Source organism: Ensifer sp. 4252 (genome assembly GCF_050434565.1).
GTDB lineage: Bacteria > Pseudomonadota > Alphaproteobacteria > Rhizobiales > Rhizobiaceae > Ensifer.
In genome coordinates this window covers 18,306-36,205 of sequence record NZ_JBNDIU010000030.1, presented here as the reverse complement: position 1 = coordinate 36,205, position 17,900 = coordinate 18,306, and the positions used below count along the sequence as shown (strand labels likewise).

General features: G+C 57.4%; 16 protein-coding genes. 6 read left to right on the top strand and 10 right to left on the bottom strand.

Going from position 1 to position 17,900, the window contains the following annotated elements:
- Positions 1–303: 303 nt before the first annotated feature.
- From ABIE33_RS32065 to ABIE33_RS32055, 3 genes are all read left to right on the top strand, one after another.
- Positions 304–1,257 (top strand): TAXI family TRAP transporter solute-binding subunit, encoded by a 954-nt coding sequence (locus ABIE33_RS32065; RefSeq protein ID WP_429132578.1) that lies wholly within the window; start codon positions 304–306, stop codon positions 1,255–1,257.
- A 65-nt stretch (positions 1,258–1,322) separates the two neighbouring features.
- Positions 1,323–3,434 (top strand): TRAP transporter permease, encoded by a 2,112-nt coding sequence (locus tag ABIE33_RS32060; protein ID WP_429132576.1) that lies wholly within the window; start codon positions 1,323–1,325, stop codon positions 3,432–3,434.
- A complete protein-coding gene (locus ABIE33_RS32055) occupies positions 3,431–3,790 on the top strand; it encodes a DUF1850 domain-containing protein (protein ID WP_429132574.1) in 360 nt (119 codons plus the stop codon). Before ABIE33_RS32060 ends, ABIE33_RS32055 begins: the two co-directional genes overlap by 4 nt.
- A 544-nt stretch (positions 3,791–4,334) precedes the next feature.
- Here ABIE33_RS32055 and ABIE33_RS32050 read toward each other — a convergent pair.
- Positions 4,335–4,859 (bottom strand): PTS sugar transporter subunit IIA, encoded by a 525-nt coding sequence (locus tag ABIE33_RS32050; protein WP_429132572.1) that lies wholly within the window; start codon positions 4,857–4,859, stop codon positions 4,335–4,337.
- Positions 4,860–6,199: 1,340 nt separating this feature from the next.
- On the opposite strand from ABIE33_RS32050, the gene ABIE33_RS32045 reads away from it, so the two are divergent.
- Both ABIE33_RS32045 and ABIE33_RS32040 read left to right on the top strand, forming a co-directional pair.
- On the top strand, positions 6,200–6,472 hold the full coding sequence (locus tag ABIE33_RS32045; RefSeq protein WP_429132570.1) for a hypothetical protein: 273 nt from the start codon (positions 6,200–6,202) through the stop codon (positions 6,470–6,472).
- A gap of 632 nt (positions 6,473–7,104) precedes the next feature.
- Positions 7,105–8,490: a TrkH family potassium uptake protein gene (locus ABIE33_RS32040; RefSeq protein WP_429132614.1), complete on the top strand. Its 1,386-nt coding sequence runs from the start codon at positions 7,105–7,107 to the stop codon at positions 8,488–8,490.
- Positions 8,491–8,808: 318 nt separating this feature from the next.
- On the opposite strand, the gene ABIE33_RS32035 is transcribed toward ABIE33_RS32040, so the two are convergent.
- Positions 8,809–9,099, bottom strand: coding sequence for a hypothetical protein (locus ABIE33_RS32035; RefSeq protein ID WP_429132568.1), 291 nt, complete (start codon positions 9,097–9,099; stop codon positions 8,809–8,811).
- Between the two features lie 282 nt (positions 9,100–9,381).
- Here ABIE33_RS32035 and ABIE33_RS32030 point away from each other — a divergent pair, with 282 nt between their 5' ends.
- Positions 9,382–9,810, top strand: coding sequence for a MarR family winged helix-turn-helix transcriptional regulator (locus ABIE33_RS32030; protein ID WP_429132566.1), 429 nt, complete (start codon positions 9,382–9,384; stop codon positions 9,808–9,810).
- Between the two features lie 189 nt (positions 9,811–9,999).
- On the opposite strand, the gene ABIE33_RS32025 is transcribed toward ABIE33_RS32030, so the two are convergent.
- From ABIE33_RS32025 to bufB, 8 genes are all read right to left on the bottom strand, one after another.
- Entirely contained in the window at positions 10,000–11,115 is a 1,116-nt protein-coding gene (locus tag ABIE33_RS32025) for a TRAP transporter substrate-binding protein (RefSeq protein ID WP_429132564.1), read from the bottom strand.
- An 84-nt stretch (positions 11,116–11,199) separates the two neighbouring features.
- Positions 11,200–12,759: a TRAP transporter large permease gene (locus ABIE33_RS32020; protein ID WP_429132562.1), complete on the bottom strand. Its 1,560-nt coding sequence runs from the start codon at positions 12,757–12,759 to the stop codon at positions 11,200–11,202.
- A gap of 16 nt (positions 12,760–12,775) precedes the next feature.
- Positions 12,776–13,324 carry a TRAP transporter small permease subunit gene (locus ABIE33_RS32015; RefSeq protein WP_429132560.1) on the bottom strand — a complete coding sequence of 183 codons (549 nt, stop codon included), beginning with the start codon at positions 13,322–13,324 and terminating at the stop codon, positions 12,776–12,778.
- A gap of 123 nt (positions 13,325–13,447) precedes the next feature.
- A complete protein-coding gene (locus ABIE33_RS32010; protein WP_429132558.1) occupies positions 13,448–14,092 on the bottom strand; it encodes a response regulator in 645 nt (214 codons plus the stop codon).
- Positions 14,089–15,474, bottom strand: coding sequence for a cache domain-containing protein (locus ABIE33_RS32005; RefSeq protein WP_429132556.1), 1,386 nt, complete (start codon positions 15,472–15,474; stop codon positions 14,089–14,091). The genes ABIE33_RS32010 and ABIE33_RS32005 overlap by 4 nt, the downstream gene beginning before the upstream one ends.
- A 185-nt stretch (positions 15,475–15,659) precedes the next feature.
- The gene (locus ABIE33_RS32000; RefSeq protein WP_429132554.1) at positions 15,660–16,178 is read right to left on the bottom strand and encodes a DoxX family protein; all 519 of its coding nucleotides are present in this window, start codon (positions 16,176–16,178) and stop codon (positions 15,660–15,662) included.
- 1 nt (position 16,179) lies between these two features.
- Positions 16,180–16,980 carry an HvfC/BufC family peptide modification chaperone gene (locus ABIE33_RS31995; RefSeq protein WP_429132552.1) on the bottom strand — a complete coding sequence of 267 codons (801 nt, stop codon included), beginning with the start codon at positions 16,978–16,980 and terminating at the stop codon, positions 16,180–16,182.
- Positions 16,967–17,893 carry an MNIO family bufferin maturase gene (gene bufB, locus ABIE33_RS31990; RefSeq protein WP_429132550.1) on the bottom strand — a complete coding sequence of 309 codons (927 nt, stop codon included), beginning with the start codon at positions 17,891–17,893 and terminating at the stop codon, positions 16,967–16,969. The genes ABIE33_RS31995 and bufB overlap by 14 nt, the downstream gene beginning before the upstream one ends.
- Between the last annotated feature and the right edge of the window lie 7 nt (positions 17,894–17,900).

The window sequence follows — 17,900 nt, the reverse complement described above, 5'->3', positions numbered from 1 at the left end:
CGCCCATAGTCCCGCCGCCCGTTCAAATGGTGCTTGAGGGTGAGGCGGCGCCAACAGTAATCTTGCCTCGCGGCCCCTTTGCATGAGAGCTTCCGGTCGTGTGCGAAACATACAGGTGGAAGAAGCTCGACGGATCGTGCGCGATTGACGCGCGCTGGCGCTGCCGCACCGCTCGTCGGTCCGGTCCGTTTCGCACTGGGGTGAACGCCGACGCTCCTGGTTCGCTTTTTAGTTCAAGGCGTTGACGCCTGTGGTGGATCCACTCATGATGACGCCATCAAAGGATTGATCGGGAGGACAATCGTGAGAAAACTGATAGCAAGCACCGTCGCTGCGGGCGCAATTGCACTGGCGGGCTTATCCGCTGTGCCGGCCAGGGCGGATGAGTTCATAAATGTTCTGACCGGAGGCACATCAGGCGTCTACTATCCGCTCGGTGTCGCGCTCGCCAAGATATATGGCGACGGTATACCGGGGGCACGCACTCAGGTTCAAGCGACAAAGGCTTCGGTCGAAAACCTCAACTTGCTTCAACAGGGAAAAGGCGAGATCGCTTTTTCGCTTGGTGACAGTGTTAAGATGGCGGCTGAAGGAAATGCGGAAGCTGGTTTTAAGGCGCCGCTCGACAAGCTTCGAGGGATCGCTGCAATCTATCCCAATTACATTCAGATCGTCGCCTCCAAGGACTCCGGCATAAAGACCCTGGCCGACTTAAAGGGCAAAAGCCTCTCGGTCGGTGCTGCTAAGTCTGGAACCGAGCTCAACGCACGGGCGATTTTTGCCGCCAATGGAATGTCCTATGAGGATCTGGGAAAGACCGAGTATCTGCCGTTTGCCGAATCCGTGGAGTTGATCAAGAACAGACAGCTTGATGCGACGCTGCAGTCGGCGGGCCTCGGGGTGGCATCGCTGAAGGACCTGGCGACCTCTGTACCGATCAACGTCGTATCGGTTCCAAAGGCTGTCGCTGAGAAACTTGGCGCACCCTACGTGGCTGCAACGATTCCGGCCAACACCTATGATGGGCAAACTGAAGACGCTGAAACAGTCGCCGTCGTCAATTTTCTGGTCACACGGTCAGACGTATCAGACGAGACCGCCTACCAGATGACGAAGCTTCTTTTTGAGAACCTTCCGGCAATTTCCGCAGCGCACAACGCTGCGTCTGCGATCAAGATCGAAGACGCGATCAAGGGGATGCCGATCCCACTGCATCCGGGCGCGGAGCGCTATTACAAGGAAAAGGGCATCCTATGATCTGCGCGAGACCGCCGGCATGTCTGTCGGCGGTCGGTACTCGTTTTCTTGGGAAGGCAGGCGGCGTGCTCCATTCAGATGCAGCGTTCGAAAAACCATCGAGCGATCAAGGCGAATTCTCCAACAGTTTCGGCGACCAATTTCCGGCCTCTTTTGAGGGGAGGCTACTCTTTGCAATTGCGGTCGCCTTTTCTGTGTTTCAGATTGCCACTGCAGCTCACGTCGTCGATCTACCGAGCCAGATCGTTCGTGCCGTCCACGTCGGCTTTCTGCTGGTCCTGACCTATCCACTGGTAGCCACGACTGCCCGGCGACCGTTTGCGGTTCGTGTCCTGGCGTGGTTCCTTGGCGGTTGCGGCGCCTTCGTCGCTGGCTATCAATGGATCGAATATGCGGATCTCATCGTGCGCGCCGGTGATCCGCTGCCGCTCGACATCGTGGTCGGCATTGTCTGCCTGGTCACCGTATTTTCCGCCTGCTGGATCGCAATGGGACCGGCCCTGCCGATCATTAGCGGCGCCTTCTTGGCCTATTGCCTGTTCGGCCAGTATTTGCCGGCGCCCCTTGATCATCGCGGCTACGACCTTTCCCAGGTCGTCGACCACATGGCTTACGGCACCGAGGGCATCTATGGCACGCCTATCTACGTGTCATCTTCCTACATCTTCCTGTTCATTCTATTCGGCTCGTTTCTCGAGAAGGCGGGGATGATCAAGTTGTTTACTGATACTGCACTTGGCCTCGTCGGGCACAAGCGGGGCGGAGCAGCAAAGGTCGCCGTGATCTCGTCCGGACTAATGGGCACAATATCGGGCTCGGGGGTGGCCAATGTGGTAACGACGGGCCAGTTCACGATACCGCTGATGAAGAAATTTGGGTATCGCCCGGCATTTGCCGGCGGTGTCGAGGCGACGGCATCGATGGGTGGGCAGATCATGCCTCCCGTCATGGGAGCGGTTGCATTCATTATGGCCGAAACACTCGGTGTCGACTATGCCGAGGTCGTCAAAGCGGCACTGATACCGGCTGTTTTATATTTCATGTCGGCTTTTTGGATGGTTCATCTCGAAGCGGGCAAGCGTGGGCTGGCCGGATTACCCCGAAACGAGTTGCCGTCGGCTGCTCTCGCGCTCAGGCAAGGGTGGTACCTGACACTGCCGCTTGCCGCACTCGTTTGGCTCCTGTTCTCCGGCTATACACCGCTCTTTGCCGGCACCGTTGGCTTGGGGCTGACTGCGATGCTCATCCTTGGCGCCAGCGTCGTGCTGGGGCTGCCTGGACGAGCGCTACGCGTCATTTTCTGGGTCCTGCTCGGAATCGTCGGGGCGGCATTCGTGCGTTACGGCTTTACTGTCGCATTCACCTCGATCGCTGGCCTCATCGTCTGGAACGCGTTCTACGCTGGCGGGCGCAAAACCTTATGGGCCTGTGTAGAAAGTCTTGGCGAAGGCGCGAGGACCGCACTACCGGTGGGTATAGCCTGTGCCATCGTTGGTATTATTGTCGGTACGATGACACTGACCGGTGTTGCGACCACCTTCGGCCAATTTGTCGTGTCGGTAGGCCAGACCAGCCTGTTTCTTTCACTATTGCTGACGATGGTGACCTGCCTGATCCTTGGGATGGGCATTCCGACCATCCCGAACTACATCATCACGTCATCGATAGCAGGGCCGGCCCTGCTATCGCTCGGGGTTCCGCTGCTCGTCAGCCACATGTTCGTTTTTTACTTCGGGATTCTGGCGGATCTGACCCCACCCGTGGCTCTTGCTTGCTTTGCCGCTGCACCGATAGCTCGAGAAAGCGGATTGAAGATCTCGCTCGAGGCCATCAAGGTCGCTGCAGCCGGTTTTGTGGTCCCGTTCATGGCTGTCTATTCGCCGGCGCTCATGCTGCAGGACGGCGGGGTGCTCGCTACCGCTATCGGCTACTGGCCGGCTGTCGCCTACATCTGCGTCAAGGCAATAACCGCTATAGGCTTGTGGGGTGCTGCGGTGATCGGGTTCTGCGTACTGAAACTCTCGATCGCCGAACGCTTGCTGGCCATGGCCGCCGCCTTCTTTCTCGTCGCAGCTTTACCCGTGACCGACGAAGTGGGTTTTGCGCTTTCTGCCGTGTTCGTCATCTGGCTTTGGCGTAAGGTGCGACTGACCGCCGCCCGGTCCGCTGTCTCATGAGCCTGTGCGTGCTGACAGGTGCGAAACTGTTGATGATCGCGACCGCCAGCTTTACTTTGCAATGGACGCATTCCGTCGAGAAGATTGAATGGCGCGAAAACTGGCGCGTCGGGCCTGCAGGATTGCGCCTGATTGAAGCGAGCGTGAGAGGGTCGGGTGCTGGAATGGAACCAGGCGATGGTGCGGTCTACAAGGACGGCTGGTGGACTTGGAAACCGGACATTGCCCCCCAACAGCAGCTTGTCCTGGCCGCGTCGGGAGCGACGCCAAGCGGTTGGACACTTTGTGCTGCCAACAGTTGCCGGGAGCTCGGGCGGGGATCGGGACCTGCCCCTATCATAAGCGTATGTCCCTAGCCGAGTGCTGCGTTGCCGGCTTCTCCTGTAGGAAACGTCGCCTTTGCGAGCGCGCGACGAACGGGCAACAGGGTTGCCATCAGACACCGCCCTTGTCGTAGAGCGCAAAACGAGCGACCATATGGCCGCTGGCATTGCTTTAAGTCAAGTCGTCAGCTGATGTGTGGATGTCATTGCGAGCTTGTCCAGCGCGACGGCTACGGTAATGTTCCATAAATGCGACCGACAGATCCCGTTCACTACTCCGAAGAACGCTAGAAGGAGAAGGGCATGACCAAAAGCGATAGTTTCAGTGCCGTCGAACGAGCGAGCTTCATCATTGGCCTGGCCCTAACCGCCGGCATATATGCACTCGCCATCGGCCCCCTTATCTACCATTATCTCTAGAGCCTTGCAGGCAAGGCTCTGTAGGAAAAAGCTTTTAGCTTCCACACCATCGATCGGACGGCCTGCCCGACTTTGAATTGCTCAGCGCGCTACCGGTTGGGCTCTCGCGCAAGTTGACCGCCTACGACAACGGCGCGACCGATCGATGCAGTTGACGTCAGAACTCCATCTGTCCCACCGAATGGAGCAAGTTGCAACGCGTAATGACAGGACCTGTCACCGCGGGTTCGCTCTTGCCCGCAAGCGTTGCAAGTACGATTAAGGCTTCTGTTTCAGATCGCGCATCGCGCAGTGCTGCCAGCAACTTTCTTGAGCGGAAGATGCGACAATGTTTGGCAAGGGCCGGTAGAAACCCCTCCTGCTGATCTTCTGGCCAAATGACGGCAAGGAAAACGTCCACCGGTTGATCGTCGGGCGCGTTGAATTCAATCGCATCTCGCAAAGTGGCGAGTACCTTTGCCGGTGAGGCAAGATTTGGAACAAGCGCATGCGGCAAAGCAAATCCCGCCCCGAATCCCGTGGATCCAAGTGCCTCGCGATTCATCAGCTCGGTGAAGATAATCCTCGGGTCTATTCCCGTTCGCACTGCCAAATGAGATGTGATTGCCTGAAAGACCGGTCGCGTGTTCTGCGCCGGCAATTCCAGGATAAAGTCCTTTTCAAAACAGACTTCTTCTTCCATGCTCCCCTCCCTTTGGTTTGCTACAACCCGAGTCCCGTGCTCATCACCTTCGCGTATGGAAGGAATCAACCACTTTTCCGAGTGTGCCTCGGAAGGCGTTCCTTACAAATCCTACCTGAGTTGAACTGGCGTTTTGGGGAGCAGGTTTCAAGCACGACTTCGCGCTCTGACGATCAAATCGCCTCACGTCTTCGTTGTTACCTAAGGAGATGAGGGCAGCTATGGCCGAACTGCACAAAGTCCAACTCACGGCTTTTTGATGGCTATATTTTGTCAATTTTTAGATTGCCCCTAAAAAGTCATTGAAATCGCGTAAGGGGTCTGCCACCTTTTTTGCGGCGAGACGCGAAGTCTGTGGGATAGCCGTTATTAATATTTGATGGGCCTCCTCAGATCGGCATTGCAGCGCCTGCGCAGGATTGCCGTCTTATCGATCGAAATCATAAAAAGACAAAAATCGGCCCTCCCATCTCGGGGAGGGCCCTTTTGCGGCATTGCGGCGTTTAGAGAGAAGTCGACGAAAGTCAGTGAACCTCTCGGCGGTTCGGTCAGATGCCTGAAGTTTGTCGCAATTCGATTTGCCAGACTAACCTGAAATCACTGTAGTTTGAATTCGAGGCGGTTTGGGGGTCTGAGTAGCAACGGAACAGAAAACCTACATAATGTTCTCCGCCAGCCCATCGACCTGGCTCATGGATACCAGCTTGGCCTTTGAATTCCGATGCTTTGATGTTTGCGAGGTTGGTTCCCTTGAAGAATGGGTCGGCGGTGACCTCTTGCCCTAGCCAGTGTGGTATTGGAATTGATTGAAGGTTTTCGGCTGCGGCGATCGTCATCCTCGACCCGGAAACGCCGGATGACGCTGTTCGCACTGCCATCTTCGACCTGATCGACAGACAGGTGCTCGATGCAGCCGTCGAGCGCGCGGCACGCTCGCGGAACCACACGACGACACCTATTTCACCGAACTCAGAAAGAACAATCGAAAGATCGCCTATACGCCGGGCCTGCTCGCCGCTCTCGATCTCGGTGCAGCTCCGGCCGGTCGTCCTCTACTGGAAGCGATTGATTATCTTCGTGTCGTTCAGTCCGGTCGCAAGCGTGCCGGTCCACCGCCGACGGCGTTTGCACCCAAGGCCTGGCTTCCTCAATTGAAGACCCCTGACGGTGCGGTCGAACTCACCGGGTATAAGCTATGCGTTCTCGACGGGCTTCGCCGTCCCATCCGCCGACGCGACATCTTTCCGGTGCGCTCACTACGCTATGCCGATCCGCGCAAGGGTTTGCTCTCAGGTCCTGCATGGGAGGCAGCCCGGCCAACTGTCTGCCGAACCGTCGGGGTGTCAACCGTCGCGGATGAAGAGCTCCGGCTCTTATCGAACCGCCTCGATCTGGCCTTCCGGGAAACCGGCGATCGTATCGCGATGAACCCTGCCGTCACCGTGGTCAACACGACGGAAGGTCCGGACCTGTCCCTCGAACGCCTGGAGAAGATCGAGGAGCCCGCAAGCCTGATCGCACTGCGAGCGGCGATCGACGCGCGTCTGCCTCGGCTTGATCTACCGGAGCTGATCATGGAGATGCAGGCGAGAACCGGATTCGCCGGTGTGTAGGGGCTTTCAGAAAAGCCAGCCCATGGCAATCAGGGCTACGACGGCTAGCAATCCGCCAATGGCCGCTTGACCAACCCGCCTTCGGCGTCGCTCTCCACCGCTCCAATCATACATTTCCGCTCGGCCTTCTTACGAAGCGGGATGATCGCCCGACGTGATTAACAAATGAAAAACAACATAGCTTCGTCTATGCCGTGGACGCGGATCCCCGTCAAACTACCGCAGAAAAACGACGACAATCGCTGCAACAATCTGAATAGCACCAACAAGGAGGCACAAACAGAATAACGCGATTGCTAGATTTCTCTTGGACATGACAACCACTACACGATCCTTACGTAGAGAACGGCTATGTCTAAACGACCTCGGGGGGGCAGAGCGATAGATCGCAAGAGGGGACCGCGCAAGGCATGAGCAGGAATGCTTCGATACCCGACCGAGTTCTATCACTCAACCTCGATTGGTTTCGAGGGCAGATGAGCTTCTTTTCGTTGAAATTACGGGAAACCTGTTACAACTTGACGAAGAACAATCCGGTCACCGGCAACGAAAATTCAAGGGGCAAGTATCCGACAGTGTATCGATCTGCCGCCCATATTGCCGCTGTGTGCGGGCTCTATCTTTCACTGACGATGATCGTACCGGCTGTGATCGACTTTCAGGCCGGTTACGCCAGTTGGAAGGTTTTCATGCGGGCAGGCTTCTTCGGCGGAGGCCTATGTCTGGCAACGGCCATGGCCACCCACGAGCCTATGCCCCCTCTGAGCAAAAGGATGGGCTTTCTGCTCGTCAATTTATTGTGGATCTCATTCTGCTTGATTGGAGCTTTGCCACTCTGGTTGTCCTCTTTGAACTTGAGCCTGGCGCAGGCGATCTTCGAAGCCGTGTCCGCTGTGACCACGACTGGCTCGACTGTTATCGTCGGCTTGGATCACGTCGCGCCAGGCGTACTGCTTTGGCGATCGATGCTTCAGTGGTTTGGGGGCATCGGCATCGTCGCACTTGGCCTTTTCGTCATGCCTTTTCTGCGTGTCGGGGGGATTTCGTTCTTTCGCCTGGAATCGTCCGATACCAATGCGAAACCTTTCGCCCGGATCGTCAGTTTCCTGCGCGCTCTCATCGTGATCTATATCGCTCTCACCCTGTTGTGCAGCATTGCCTACAGAACGCTCGGGATGACACAGTTCGACGCAATCAATCATGCTATGACGACCGTGGCAACAGGGGGATTTTCGACCCATGATGCTTCATTTGGGTACTACGACCGTGTCGGCTTGCTATGGGCCGCGACGTTTTTCATGACCCTTTGTAGTCTGCCATTTTCTATTCTGATCCTGTTTGTCGTGCGTCGACGCGTGGAGACATTGCACGATCCGCAGGTCACGTTCTTCCTCGTCGCGCTTGCTACACTTGCAGTCACGCTTGCCGTCTACCACCGCCTTCAAAACGGTGTGCCTTTTGGAGAAGCGTTGTCGCTTGCGTTCTTTTCTGTCGCCTCTATCTTGTCGACCACCGGGTTTGCAAGCGGTGACTATACGGCATGGGGTAGTTTTGCGATCGGCCTCGCCTTCTTCGCGACATTCATGGGAGGCTGCTCGGGATCGACGGCCGGCGGCATGAAAGCCTATCGAATAGTCATCATCATCAATTCGTTCCTGCCAATCGTTGCGCGCATCATCTATCCCAACAGTGTTTTGGCGGTTCGCTACGGAAGCACAATCGTTGAACCCGACACGCAACGCGCCGTGTTCATTTTTTTTGCCACTTACTTCGCGATCTGGGCCCTTGGCAGCCTTTGCATGGCGGCACTCGGCTACGATATCGCAACATCGATGTCGGCCGTCATCACGGCCCTTTCGAACGTAGGGCCAGGCGTGGGCCCAGTCGTTGGTCCGGCCGGCAATTTCTCCACAATCTCCGATCCAGCGCTCGCGATGCTGTCAATCGTAATGATCATGGGCCGCCTTGAGATCCTGACTGTCCTTGTCATCCTCACGCCCGTCTTCTGGAGGAACTAATGAACCGGGGATGGCAAGACTTCGGAATTTGCGAGGACGAAGTTCTTCCTGCAAAGCGCCCCGATGGGTGTGTTTATTAGGCTTGGAGTGGGGCAGTGCCACCTGGTGCAGGCGTCGCCTGTCGGCTTCCAGCATAAGCGCAATCTCGGCACGCTCATCCGACGAGGGCCGCTCGACGCGTAGCGCCGATCTGGCAGCTGCGACTGCACCTCAAGGTTTGATGAAGCCGAGGCCTACTTCGACGAGTGCGGCGCTACGGCGCTTCGTCCACCGCCACAGCAACGAAAACTAAAAGGCAACAATAGGATTGGTCGACGACTATCGTCTTTGGATCTTTGCCAGTTTTCGCCGGACGAAGGTCATTGCTTCGAAAGTAATCCGACCATCCGCGTCCATCGTCGCCTCCCACACACGGTTGCCAAGGCAGCATTTGATATGATGGCTTTCGCGCGTATCGCACGAGCCTTTATCGACTGATACAATGATCAGACCAAGTTGACAGTAACGCTGGAAATCAGCCACCGACAGTCCAAACCGGTCCGCGACAACTGTCTCAAGAAGGGGAGTATTCGGCGAAACCTGAAGGAGCGCATCTTTATCGTTACTCACCATGATCCCCGAGTGTGCTGAGCGCGGCAGATCGCGGCCGAAAGGATTCTTGGTTCCCGTTGGCCGTCGACTGAATCGCTTTACCTGACAACATCGAACCTAGGATTCGCGAGCGCGGATTTTATGATGTTTGCACTTGGCAACAGTAAGTGCTTATTGTTGAAGCGCTCGCGAGCCTCCTCCCAGGTGAGGCGTTTAGAGTATATCATGCCATGATATAAATAAAGGCAAAATTTTGACGCTGCTCGAACCGGGCTTTGAACTTCAGAAAGCGCCTATTAAATGACCGCCAGCGACCGGCTCGATCCAGGCATCTTCGAGGGGCTTGCCGGCGTCAGGTTGGCGATGCGCCGTTTTCTTTCATTCAGCGAAGCCGCCCTCTCGCAAGCAGGCATCACGTCCCAGCAGTACCAGGCAATGCTGGTCATCAAGATTGCGGCGCAAAGCCAGATAATGGTCCGGGAGCTGTCTCAACAAATGATGATGCAACGCAATGGCGCAGTTCAGCTGATTGATCGCCTGGAAGCAGCACGCCTTGCCATCCGCATTCCCTCGACAACCGACAAACGTAGTGTCCTCGTTGCCTTGACGGACCACGGAGAAACAGTACTCGAAACACTTGCCAGGGCTCACTTGGGCGCGATGCTTGAAAACGAACCGTTGCTAGTCGAATCCCTCGCCCAGCTTCGGAGATTAGCCGAGATTGGCTAGATGATCGACAAATTCGGCAACGTCTACGTGAGCGTCAACATTCAAACCCATGTCTCGCCAATGGTCGTCACCGCAACCAATGACACGTGATCGAATTGCGTGTGCGAGGGGGGGAACCGGTTCCAGCCACCCACGAATCCGCGCCAGCAAAGAACGGGAGGGCGGCCCCAATGGCCGCCCTCCGAACGGTTATTTTTCCGCAGCCTGTGCCGCATACATATAGCTGTCGTAGCTGTATTCGGCGACGCGGAACCATTCAAAACTCTCGTCGCGGAATTTCTTCCATCCCGGATAGATTTTCGCCCAGGCGGGATGCTTCTGGCCATACTCGTCGTAAAGCTCGAATGCTGCTTTGTAGGCTGCATCCATCACGTCTCGCGGAAGTGGACGAAGTTTCACGCCCTTTCCGACCAGCGATCGGATCGCGGCGGTGTTCTTCACATCGTAAAGTGCCTGCATGTTAACGTTGGCAGCCTTGCAGGCGGTATCAAGTGCGGCCCTGTACTCCTCCGGCAGCCCCTCATACTGGGCCTTGTTGATGAAGAAGTGGATCGTGAGCCCGCCTTCCCAGTAGGCCGGATAGTAGTAGTTGGGCGCAATCTGGTAAAAGCCGAGCTTCTCGTCGTCGTAAGGACCGATCCATTCGGCAGCGTCAATCGTACCTCGCTCGAGAGCCGGATAGATGTCACCACCTGGAAGCTGCTGCGGCACGACACCAAGACGAGACATGACCTCGCCCGCCACACCGGCGATACGCATCTTGATACCCTGCAGGTCGGTAACCGATTTGATTTCTTTGCGGAACCACCCGCCCATCTGAGCGCCAGTGGCACCACCTGGAATGCCGACAATACCGTATTCACCGAGGAAGTCGTTGTAGGCTTCATTGCCGCCACCGTGATAGAGCCACGCATTCTGTTGGCGGCCATTGAGCCCGAACGGAATGGTCGAGCCAATCGCGAATGTCGGATCCTTGCCCGTGAAGTAGTAGCCACAAGTGTGGGCAAGCTCTACCGTGTTTGCTTTGACGGCGTCGATCGCCTGCGCACCTGGCACCAATTCACCAGCCTGGAACACCTGGATCTGGAATTTGCCCCCCGTGATCTTATTGAGCGCATCAGCCATCACCACCGCGCCTCCGTAGATCGTGTCCAGGTTGTTCGGGAAACCGGATGTCAGACGCCAACGTAGCGTCGGTAGCGTTTGGGCGATCGCCGGAGCGGCGAGCGAGGCGCCGGCTGCGGTCGCAGCACCTGCGATTGCCCCTTTCGTCAAGAAGCCTCGACGGTTCAGTTCTCTGGTCATTTTCTCCTCCATAGTGGTTGCGTATCGGGAAATAATCGCGGCAACGCCGCTCGTCGCGCGTGCCGATGTGATCGTGGTCCGTTTCTACTGCTCAGCGCCGAAGGCGGGCATAGCAGATCCGAAATCCGGTGTCGGCGAGCCGAAGCCCGGTGCGACGTCCCCTTCGGAAGGCTCGGCTCCGAATGGCGGGGCCGGTGTTCCGAATGGATTGCCGCCGTCTTCGTTGGGCATCGGCACATTCAATTCGATCGTGGATGGATCGACCACTGCTTGTCCCGACTTGTAGTGCGTAACGAGTTGCGGGAAGGCGATGACCATGACCACCATCGCAAGCTGGATGGCCAGGTAGGGAAGGGCGCCCATATAGATTTGCCCAGATGTTACCGGTTGGATCGTCTGTCCGGTAACTCGGTCCTTATAGGCCCGTGTCGGAGCAACAGAGCGCAAATAAAACAAGGAGAAACCGAAGGGCGGATGCATGAACGAAGTTTGCATGTTGATCGCCAGCATGACCCCAAACCAGATGAGGTCGATCCCAAGACTATCGGCGACAGGGGCAAGGAGAGGGATGATGATGAAGGCGAGCTCGAAGTAGTCGAGGAAGAAAGCCAGGAAGAAGACTAGCAGATTCGCAACGATCAGGAACCCGATCTCCCCGCCAGGGATTGACGTCATGAGATGCTCAACCCAGAGGTGACCGTTGACGCCGTAGAATGTGAGCGAGAACACGCGCGCGCCAAGCAGGATGAAAATCACGAATGACGAAAGCTTGACGGTCGCATAAAGCGCCGACTTTACCATCGCTAGGTTGAGCCGCCGATTGATCGCTGCCAGCGCAAGCGCGCCAACCGCACCCATCGCTCCACCTTCGGTGGGCGTCGCCAAGCCGATGAAGATCGTGCCAAGGACCAGGAAGATCAGAACAAGCGGCGGAACGAGCGAAATAAGGACGCGCTGAAACAGCTTCCAGCCTTTGAGGGCGCGGGCTTCCATCGGAAGGGCAGGCACGCTTTTGGGCTGCAGGAGCGACATGGCAATGATGAAGGCAGAATAGGCGGCGACGAGCAACAGACCCGGTACGAGCGCGCCCTTGTACATATCGCCGACAGAACGGCCAAGCTGGTCGGCGAGAATGATGAGCACCAGGCTTGGCGGAATAATCTGGGCCAATGTGCCGGCGGCGGCGATCGTCCCGGATGCGACACGCCGGTCATATCCATAACGCAGCATGATCGGTAGCGAGATGAGGCCCATCGAGATAACCGAAGCGGCGACGACACCTGTCGTTGCCGCCAGTATCCCGCCGACGAAAATAACGGCAAAAGCAAGTCCCCCGCGAACGGGGCCAAAGAGCTGACCTATCGTGTCCAGCAGATCCTCAGCCATCCCACTTCGTTCAAGCACAAGTCCCATGAACGTGAAGAAGGGAATGGCAAGCAATGTCTCGTTCGACATTTGCCCGAAAATGCGATCAGGAATTGCCCCGAACAAGTTGACGGGCAACAGACCCATTTCAATGCCAACAAAGCCGAAGGCGAAGCCGACGAACGCCAGCGCGAAGGCCACGGGATAGCCGAGCAGCAGCACGACGATCAGCGACAGGAACATGATCGGAGCGAGGTTCTCCGAAAAGAATGCAAACATGTTGGAAATCCCGCTCTTAGAGGGCTTGCGCTTCGGCGTCGCCAAGTGCGACTGCGTCCGGAAGGTCACCGCGCAGGATCGCTATGCGCTTAATGAGTTCCGACACGCCCTGCAGGGTCAAAAGGCCAAACCCCAGCGGGATCATCGCCCAGACCGGCCAAAGGATCAGTCCTCCGGTGTTGTTGGAGATCTCTCCCGTCGCGAATTTATCGACCACCGTTGGCCAAGACAGGTAGATGGTGATGAGGCAAAAGGGGAAGAGGAAGAGAATAGTACCGACAACTTCGATCCAGAGCTGGACCCGGCGCGAAAGGCGACCGTAGACGAGGTCAACCTTGACGTGTTCGCTGCTCATCAGCGTCCAGGCGGCGGCAACAAGGAATGCCGCGGAAAACAGATACCACTGCGCCTCGAGCCAAGCGTTGGAGCTTACATTGAACAGCTTTCGTGTCGTTGCATTGACCGCGCTGATGATGACGGCCAGCAGAAGCAGCCAGGATACCGCCTTGCCGAAAAAGGTATTGATCGCGTCTATCGCCCGCGAAAGCGCCAGCAATCCATTCATTTGGTTTCCTCCCGCGGCTGATCTGAGCAGCCGTCGCGAAAGACCTATGGATTGCGAGCATGTGCCGCAATATCGTGTTTTGACTAGATGAGGCCGGCTACCCAGTACTGGGTAGCCCGACTATCAGGCGGAGATCACCCCATGCTCGATCGCAAACCTTGTCAGGCCGGCCGTATTCGAAATCCCGAGCTTTCGCTTGATCGCCTTTCGGTGCGTCTCAACCGTAGACGCCGAAATTTGCAACAGCTCGGCGATGCCGCGATTGCTACGTCCCGCGGCCAACAAGGCGAGAACTTCCCGCTCGCGTAATGTAAGCGGCAAGGAGACCGCTTCTGGCTGAGGACGCCTCAGCATCAACGCGTCAGACACACCGGTCGAGAAGTAGGTGTTGCCAGATGCTACAGTTTCGATCGCGCGAACGATTTCCTCGTTCGATACGTCCTTTAGCACGTAGCCGAGCGCCCCACGCAGAACGGAAGCTGAGATGTACTCGCGACTGTCATGCATGGATAGCATCAGAATCTTGCTGTGGGGCGCGGTTGCTTTGAACATTTCGATGGAGTCGATGCCGCTGACATGCGGCATGTTGATGTCGAGCATAATGATATTGGGATGAGTTTCTGCCGCATGCGCGAGGCCCGCCTGCACATTGGCCGCCGTTGCGACTACGACGATACCCGGATAAGTCTCCAGAACGGCTTTAAGCCCTTCGAGTACGAGCGGATGGTTGTCAATGAGAAGAACTGTGATCGCCTCGCCCTCGGTCATGCCGCACGCGCCGACGTTACATCCAGGTTCACCGATTTTGGCAGCATGGCCGTGAGGGTTGTGCCTTCGTCGGTCGATTTGACGAGAAGCAATCCTCCAAAATGCGCCATCCGCTCCTGCATGTTTCTCAAACCCAGGCCCCCGGACGTCGGTGAGCGAAAATCCTCATGAACACTTCTGAAGCCCTCGCCGTTATCCGTAATCGACATCCGTACCCGCCCTTTTGCGCTCCAAATCCTGATATCGACCCGCGAAGCGCCCGAGTGCCGTTCGACATTGGCGAGCGCCTCCTGCGCTATCCGATAAAGAGCGGTGTTAGCCTCTGGCTTCAAGACCTGTGCGGCTGACGACTCCACCGAGACGAAGACACCCGTTCGCTCGGTAAAATGTTCGCCAAGCGATGACAACGCAGCAGTCAGCCCAAGATCGTCGAGCATCCTGGGGCGCAGGTCATGGGACAGGCTTCTGATTTCCTTGATTGCGCCGTTTAGCGCTTCGATACCGCGGTCGATCGCAGCAGCGGCGTCATCGGCGCTGTCCTTGACCTTTCGGCTGGCAAGATCGAACGAGTAGCGCACTCCAATCAGATTTTGTGAAATGCCGTCGTGAAGCTCGCGCGCCAGACGTGCGCGTTCCTCCTCCTGCGTGTCGACGATCCGCTGGGTCAAGAGCTTCTGCTTGCTGTCGGCCAATCGCCGCTCGTGGAGTGTAATCCACATACAGGTTGCGAACACGAGAAGTACCGAGGGTAGAGCAATGAGGGTCACAATGAGAAAGGTGTCTCGAATACTGCGACGCAGGTCCGCCTTTGCCGATGCCGTTTGTGCAAAGACATCGTCGAGGTAGACGCCTGTGCCAACCATCCATCGCCATTTGTCCAATCCTGCCGCGAAGGAGAGCTTGTCGGCCATTTGGCCCGAAGATGGCTTCTCCCATTTGTATTGATGTAAACCGCCGCCTTCCTTTGCCTTTTCGATCAGGTTCGCGATGACTTGGTCTCCATCCGGATCGACAAGGTCGAGCCAATTATGCCCAGGGCGAAAAGCCTGACGCGGATGAACGACGTTATTGCCGTCGTAGTCGTAGACAAAGAAATATCCGTCCTGGCCATAGTCCAGCGAAGTCAGGATTCTGCGCACCTGTTCCTTTGCAGTCTCGTCGTCTGGGCCGGCTTTTTCATAGGCTTCGTTGATAGCCGACAGCGCAAGGTTCGTTAGGTTGAGAAGCTCGGTCTCCTTCGCTTTCAACATGTTGCGCTCGAATGTCTCGATGCTGCTTTGAGCGAGCGTCGCAGATTGCCATGTGATGAAGGCGGTGATTGTCAAAATGGCCAGGATCAGCGGCAAAATGGCGAGTGCAATAATCTGGTGGCGAAGCTGCAAGGCGATGCTCCTGTTTGGCATGGCAAACTTAGCGTATCTCGCCTCGACATTTCAAATGCAGTCAGAAGGACGGATTTATTCATCATAGATCCGCCCCTGGTTTGCCACTCGGCTACATCCAACGAGGGATCGTTGGCTGTCGTGAGTTCTTATGTAAGTCCGCTACTAATCGCTGACCTTAGCGGTTACTCGCCGCCGCGACTGAAATTGCGGCCCACGATCCAGCTGTCGAACGCCAACCTGCCCGACCCCCACGTAATGACACCGAGAGCCATCGCCGCCCAGGTCAGATGAATGGGCCATCCGTCGGGCACGGTGAGCTGAATGACGATCGTCATCGCGAGCACACCAAACGCGGCAAGCCGCGTGGCCAATCCCACGACCAGGAGGGTCGGTAACATTACCTCCGCGCAAGCGACCACAAACGCCATCACGGCCGGGGCCGGGAAGTCATACGGCCCGCCAGGCAGATGCAATTTGAATTCCGACGTAAAGAGAAGAATGGCGACATCGTTCAATTGCAGGAAGCCGTCCCACTTGCTCATGCCGGAGCGCCAGAAAGGCACCGCAAGGCCGAAGCGCAGGACAAGTTGGGCAAGCGAGGCCGGTGCCCATGCGGCGATCAGGCCATCGATCCGGCCGAGCCAGCCTGTCTTCCCCAGGGTCACGGGATTACCGAAGAGTTTTTGTAGGGAAGTCAGCATCTCATCCTCCATGGCGGATCGCCGAGAACGCACCCGCTTCAAGCATTGTGCGAATAGCAGTCGCGAGACCGAATTGTGGGCAGTGCTCGCTCGCTGTCGCTGCGGCTTTGCCCAATGGTTCGCCCGCCACGAGGTGGGCGAGGAAGATATCGGCGCCCGGCAAAAGGCGGCGAACCTCCAACTCGAACATCGGCCGTGTCACCAGCGCGCTCTCCGCCGCCGTCGTGTCGATGCGGCCGACCGGGCCGCTCGCCCGGTTCGCCGAAAAGATCGTTACCACTGGATAGGCGGAGCACACGATGCGGGTTGCCGGATGCCCCTCGAAAACGAGGTCCCCGAGCCGTTCCGCGTGGACAGCAGCCAGCTCATCCCTCTGCAACACAGCAGCATCGGCCGCATGATAGGCATCGAGCCAGGCCCGCTCGACACGCGCGACGTCGGCCAGCCATGGCATGGATTGCGCGTGTTCGTAGCGTTCGATGAAAACCGGAAAATCCCGGCCGTAATCGAACAGCAGCGGCGATGTCGGCGGTGTCGCGCGGACGTGGGATCGGGCCATGGCGCGAAAGAATGTCTCTCCGGTAATGCGCAGTGTGGCGGGGAAGACAGCTGCGAGCGCATCGATCAGGCTGACGGTCACATTGTTGCGATAGACATTGAAACGCTTTTCGGCGCCCTTGCCGTTCGGGCCGGCGACGAGCGCCGGCGTTGCACGAGCGGGATCGAGCAGCCCGGGAACGAAGCCTGCCGGATAGTCGAGGCCGTCGGCAGCCTTGGCATGACATTCTCTAAACGCGTGCATGAATCCACTCCTGTTGCAGAACCGCATGCCGGTCGAGGATCGCCTGCGCCGCCTGCGCCTCGGCCTTCAGCACCGGCCATTCGGGAGTGGCACTGTCCCATTCGATTAGCGTCGGGATGCGGCCGCACCGGCCGATCACGATGTCGAAAAGCTTCCAGACCGCATCGGCGACCGGTCCGTCGTGACTGTCGATCAGGAGGAGATCACCTTCGTCGTCCTGCTGCTCCGCGTGTCCCGCTAGATGAATCTCGCCGACATGTTCGAGCGGGTAGCCGGAAAGATAGTCGAGAGCGGAAAAGCCGTGGTTGGTCGCCGAGACGAAGACGTTGTTGACGTCGAGCAGCAGGCCGCAGCCGGTGCGTCGCACGATCTCCCGGATGAATGCGGTCTCGCGCATCGTCGATTCCTTGAACACCACATAAGTCGAAGGATTTTCCAGCAAAAGCGGCCGGCGGATTGCCTCCTGCACCTCGTCTATGTGCTCGACGACACGCCGCAGAGTGGCTTCGGTGTAAGGCAACGGCAGCAGGTCATTGTAATAGGTTGTGTTGTGGGTCGACCAGGCCAGGTGCTCCGAGACGAGCGCAGGCTCATATCGTTCGATCAGTCCCGCGAAGCGCCTCAGATGTGCCTTGTCCAGCGGCTGCTGTCCGCCGATCGACATGCATACGCCATGGAGTGATACCGGATAGTCCTCGCGGATACGTCTGAGCGCGGCATGCGGAGGGCCGCCCGCGCCCATATAGTTTTCCGCATGGACTTCGAAGAAGCCTCCATCCCGCCTATCGTCCGCAAGAATGGACGGCAGATGCTGGTGCTTGAAGCTGGTGCCGGCCAGGCCGGCGATCGGATGCGCCGGAAAGCGGAGAACTCCCGGCGCGCCAATATCCGCGTCAATTGCCAAATTGGGCATCGTTGTC

Excerpts from the sequence above, each read along its gene's own strand:
- ABIE33_RS32055 (WP_429132574.1), top strand. The coding sequence starts at position 3,431 with ATGAGCCTGTGCGTGCTGACAGGTGCGAAACTGTTGATGATCGCGACC.
- ABIE33_RS32050 (WP_429132572.1), bottom strand. The coding sequence starts at position 4,859 with ATGGAAGAAGAAGTCTGTTTTGAAAAGGACTTTATCCTGGAATTGCCG.
- ABIE33_RS32040 (WP_429132614.1), top strand. The coding sequence starts at position 7,105 with ATGATCGTACCGGCTGTGATCGACTTTCAGGCCGGTTACGCCAGTTGG.
- ABIE33_RS32030 (WP_429132566.1), top strand. The coding sequence starts at position 9,382 with ATGACCGCCAGCGACCGGCTCGATCCAGGCATCTTCGAGGGGCTTGCC.
- ABIE33_RS32025 (WP_429132564.1), bottom strand. The coding sequence starts at position 11,115 with ATGACCAGAGAACTGAACCGTCGAGGCTTCTTGACGAAAGGGGCAATC.
- ABIE33_RS32020 (WP_429132562.1), bottom strand. The coding sequence starts at position 12,759 with ATGTTTGCATTCTTTTCGGAGAACCTCGCTCCGATCATGTTCCTGTCG.
- ABIE33_RS32015 (WP_429132560.1), bottom strand. The coding sequence starts at position 13,324 with ATGAATGGATTGCTGGCGCTTTCGCGGGCGATAGACGCGATCAATACC.
- ABIE33_RS32010 (WP_429132558.1), bottom strand. The coding sequence starts at position 14,092 with ATGACCGAGGGCGAGGCGATCACAGTTCTTCTCATTGACAACCATCCG.
- ABIE33_RS32000 (WP_429132554.1), bottom strand. The coding sequence starts at position 16,178 with ATGCTGACTTCCCTACAAAAACTCTTCGGTAATCCCGTGACCCTGGGG.
- ABIE33_RS31995 (WP_429132552.1), bottom strand. The coding sequence starts at position 16,980 with ATGCACGCGTTTAGAGAATGTCATGCCAAGGCTGCCGACGGCCTCGAC.
- bufB (WP_429132550.1), bottom strand. The coding sequence starts at position 17,893 with ATGCCCAATTTGGCAATTGACGCGGATATTGGCGCGCCGGGAGTTCTC.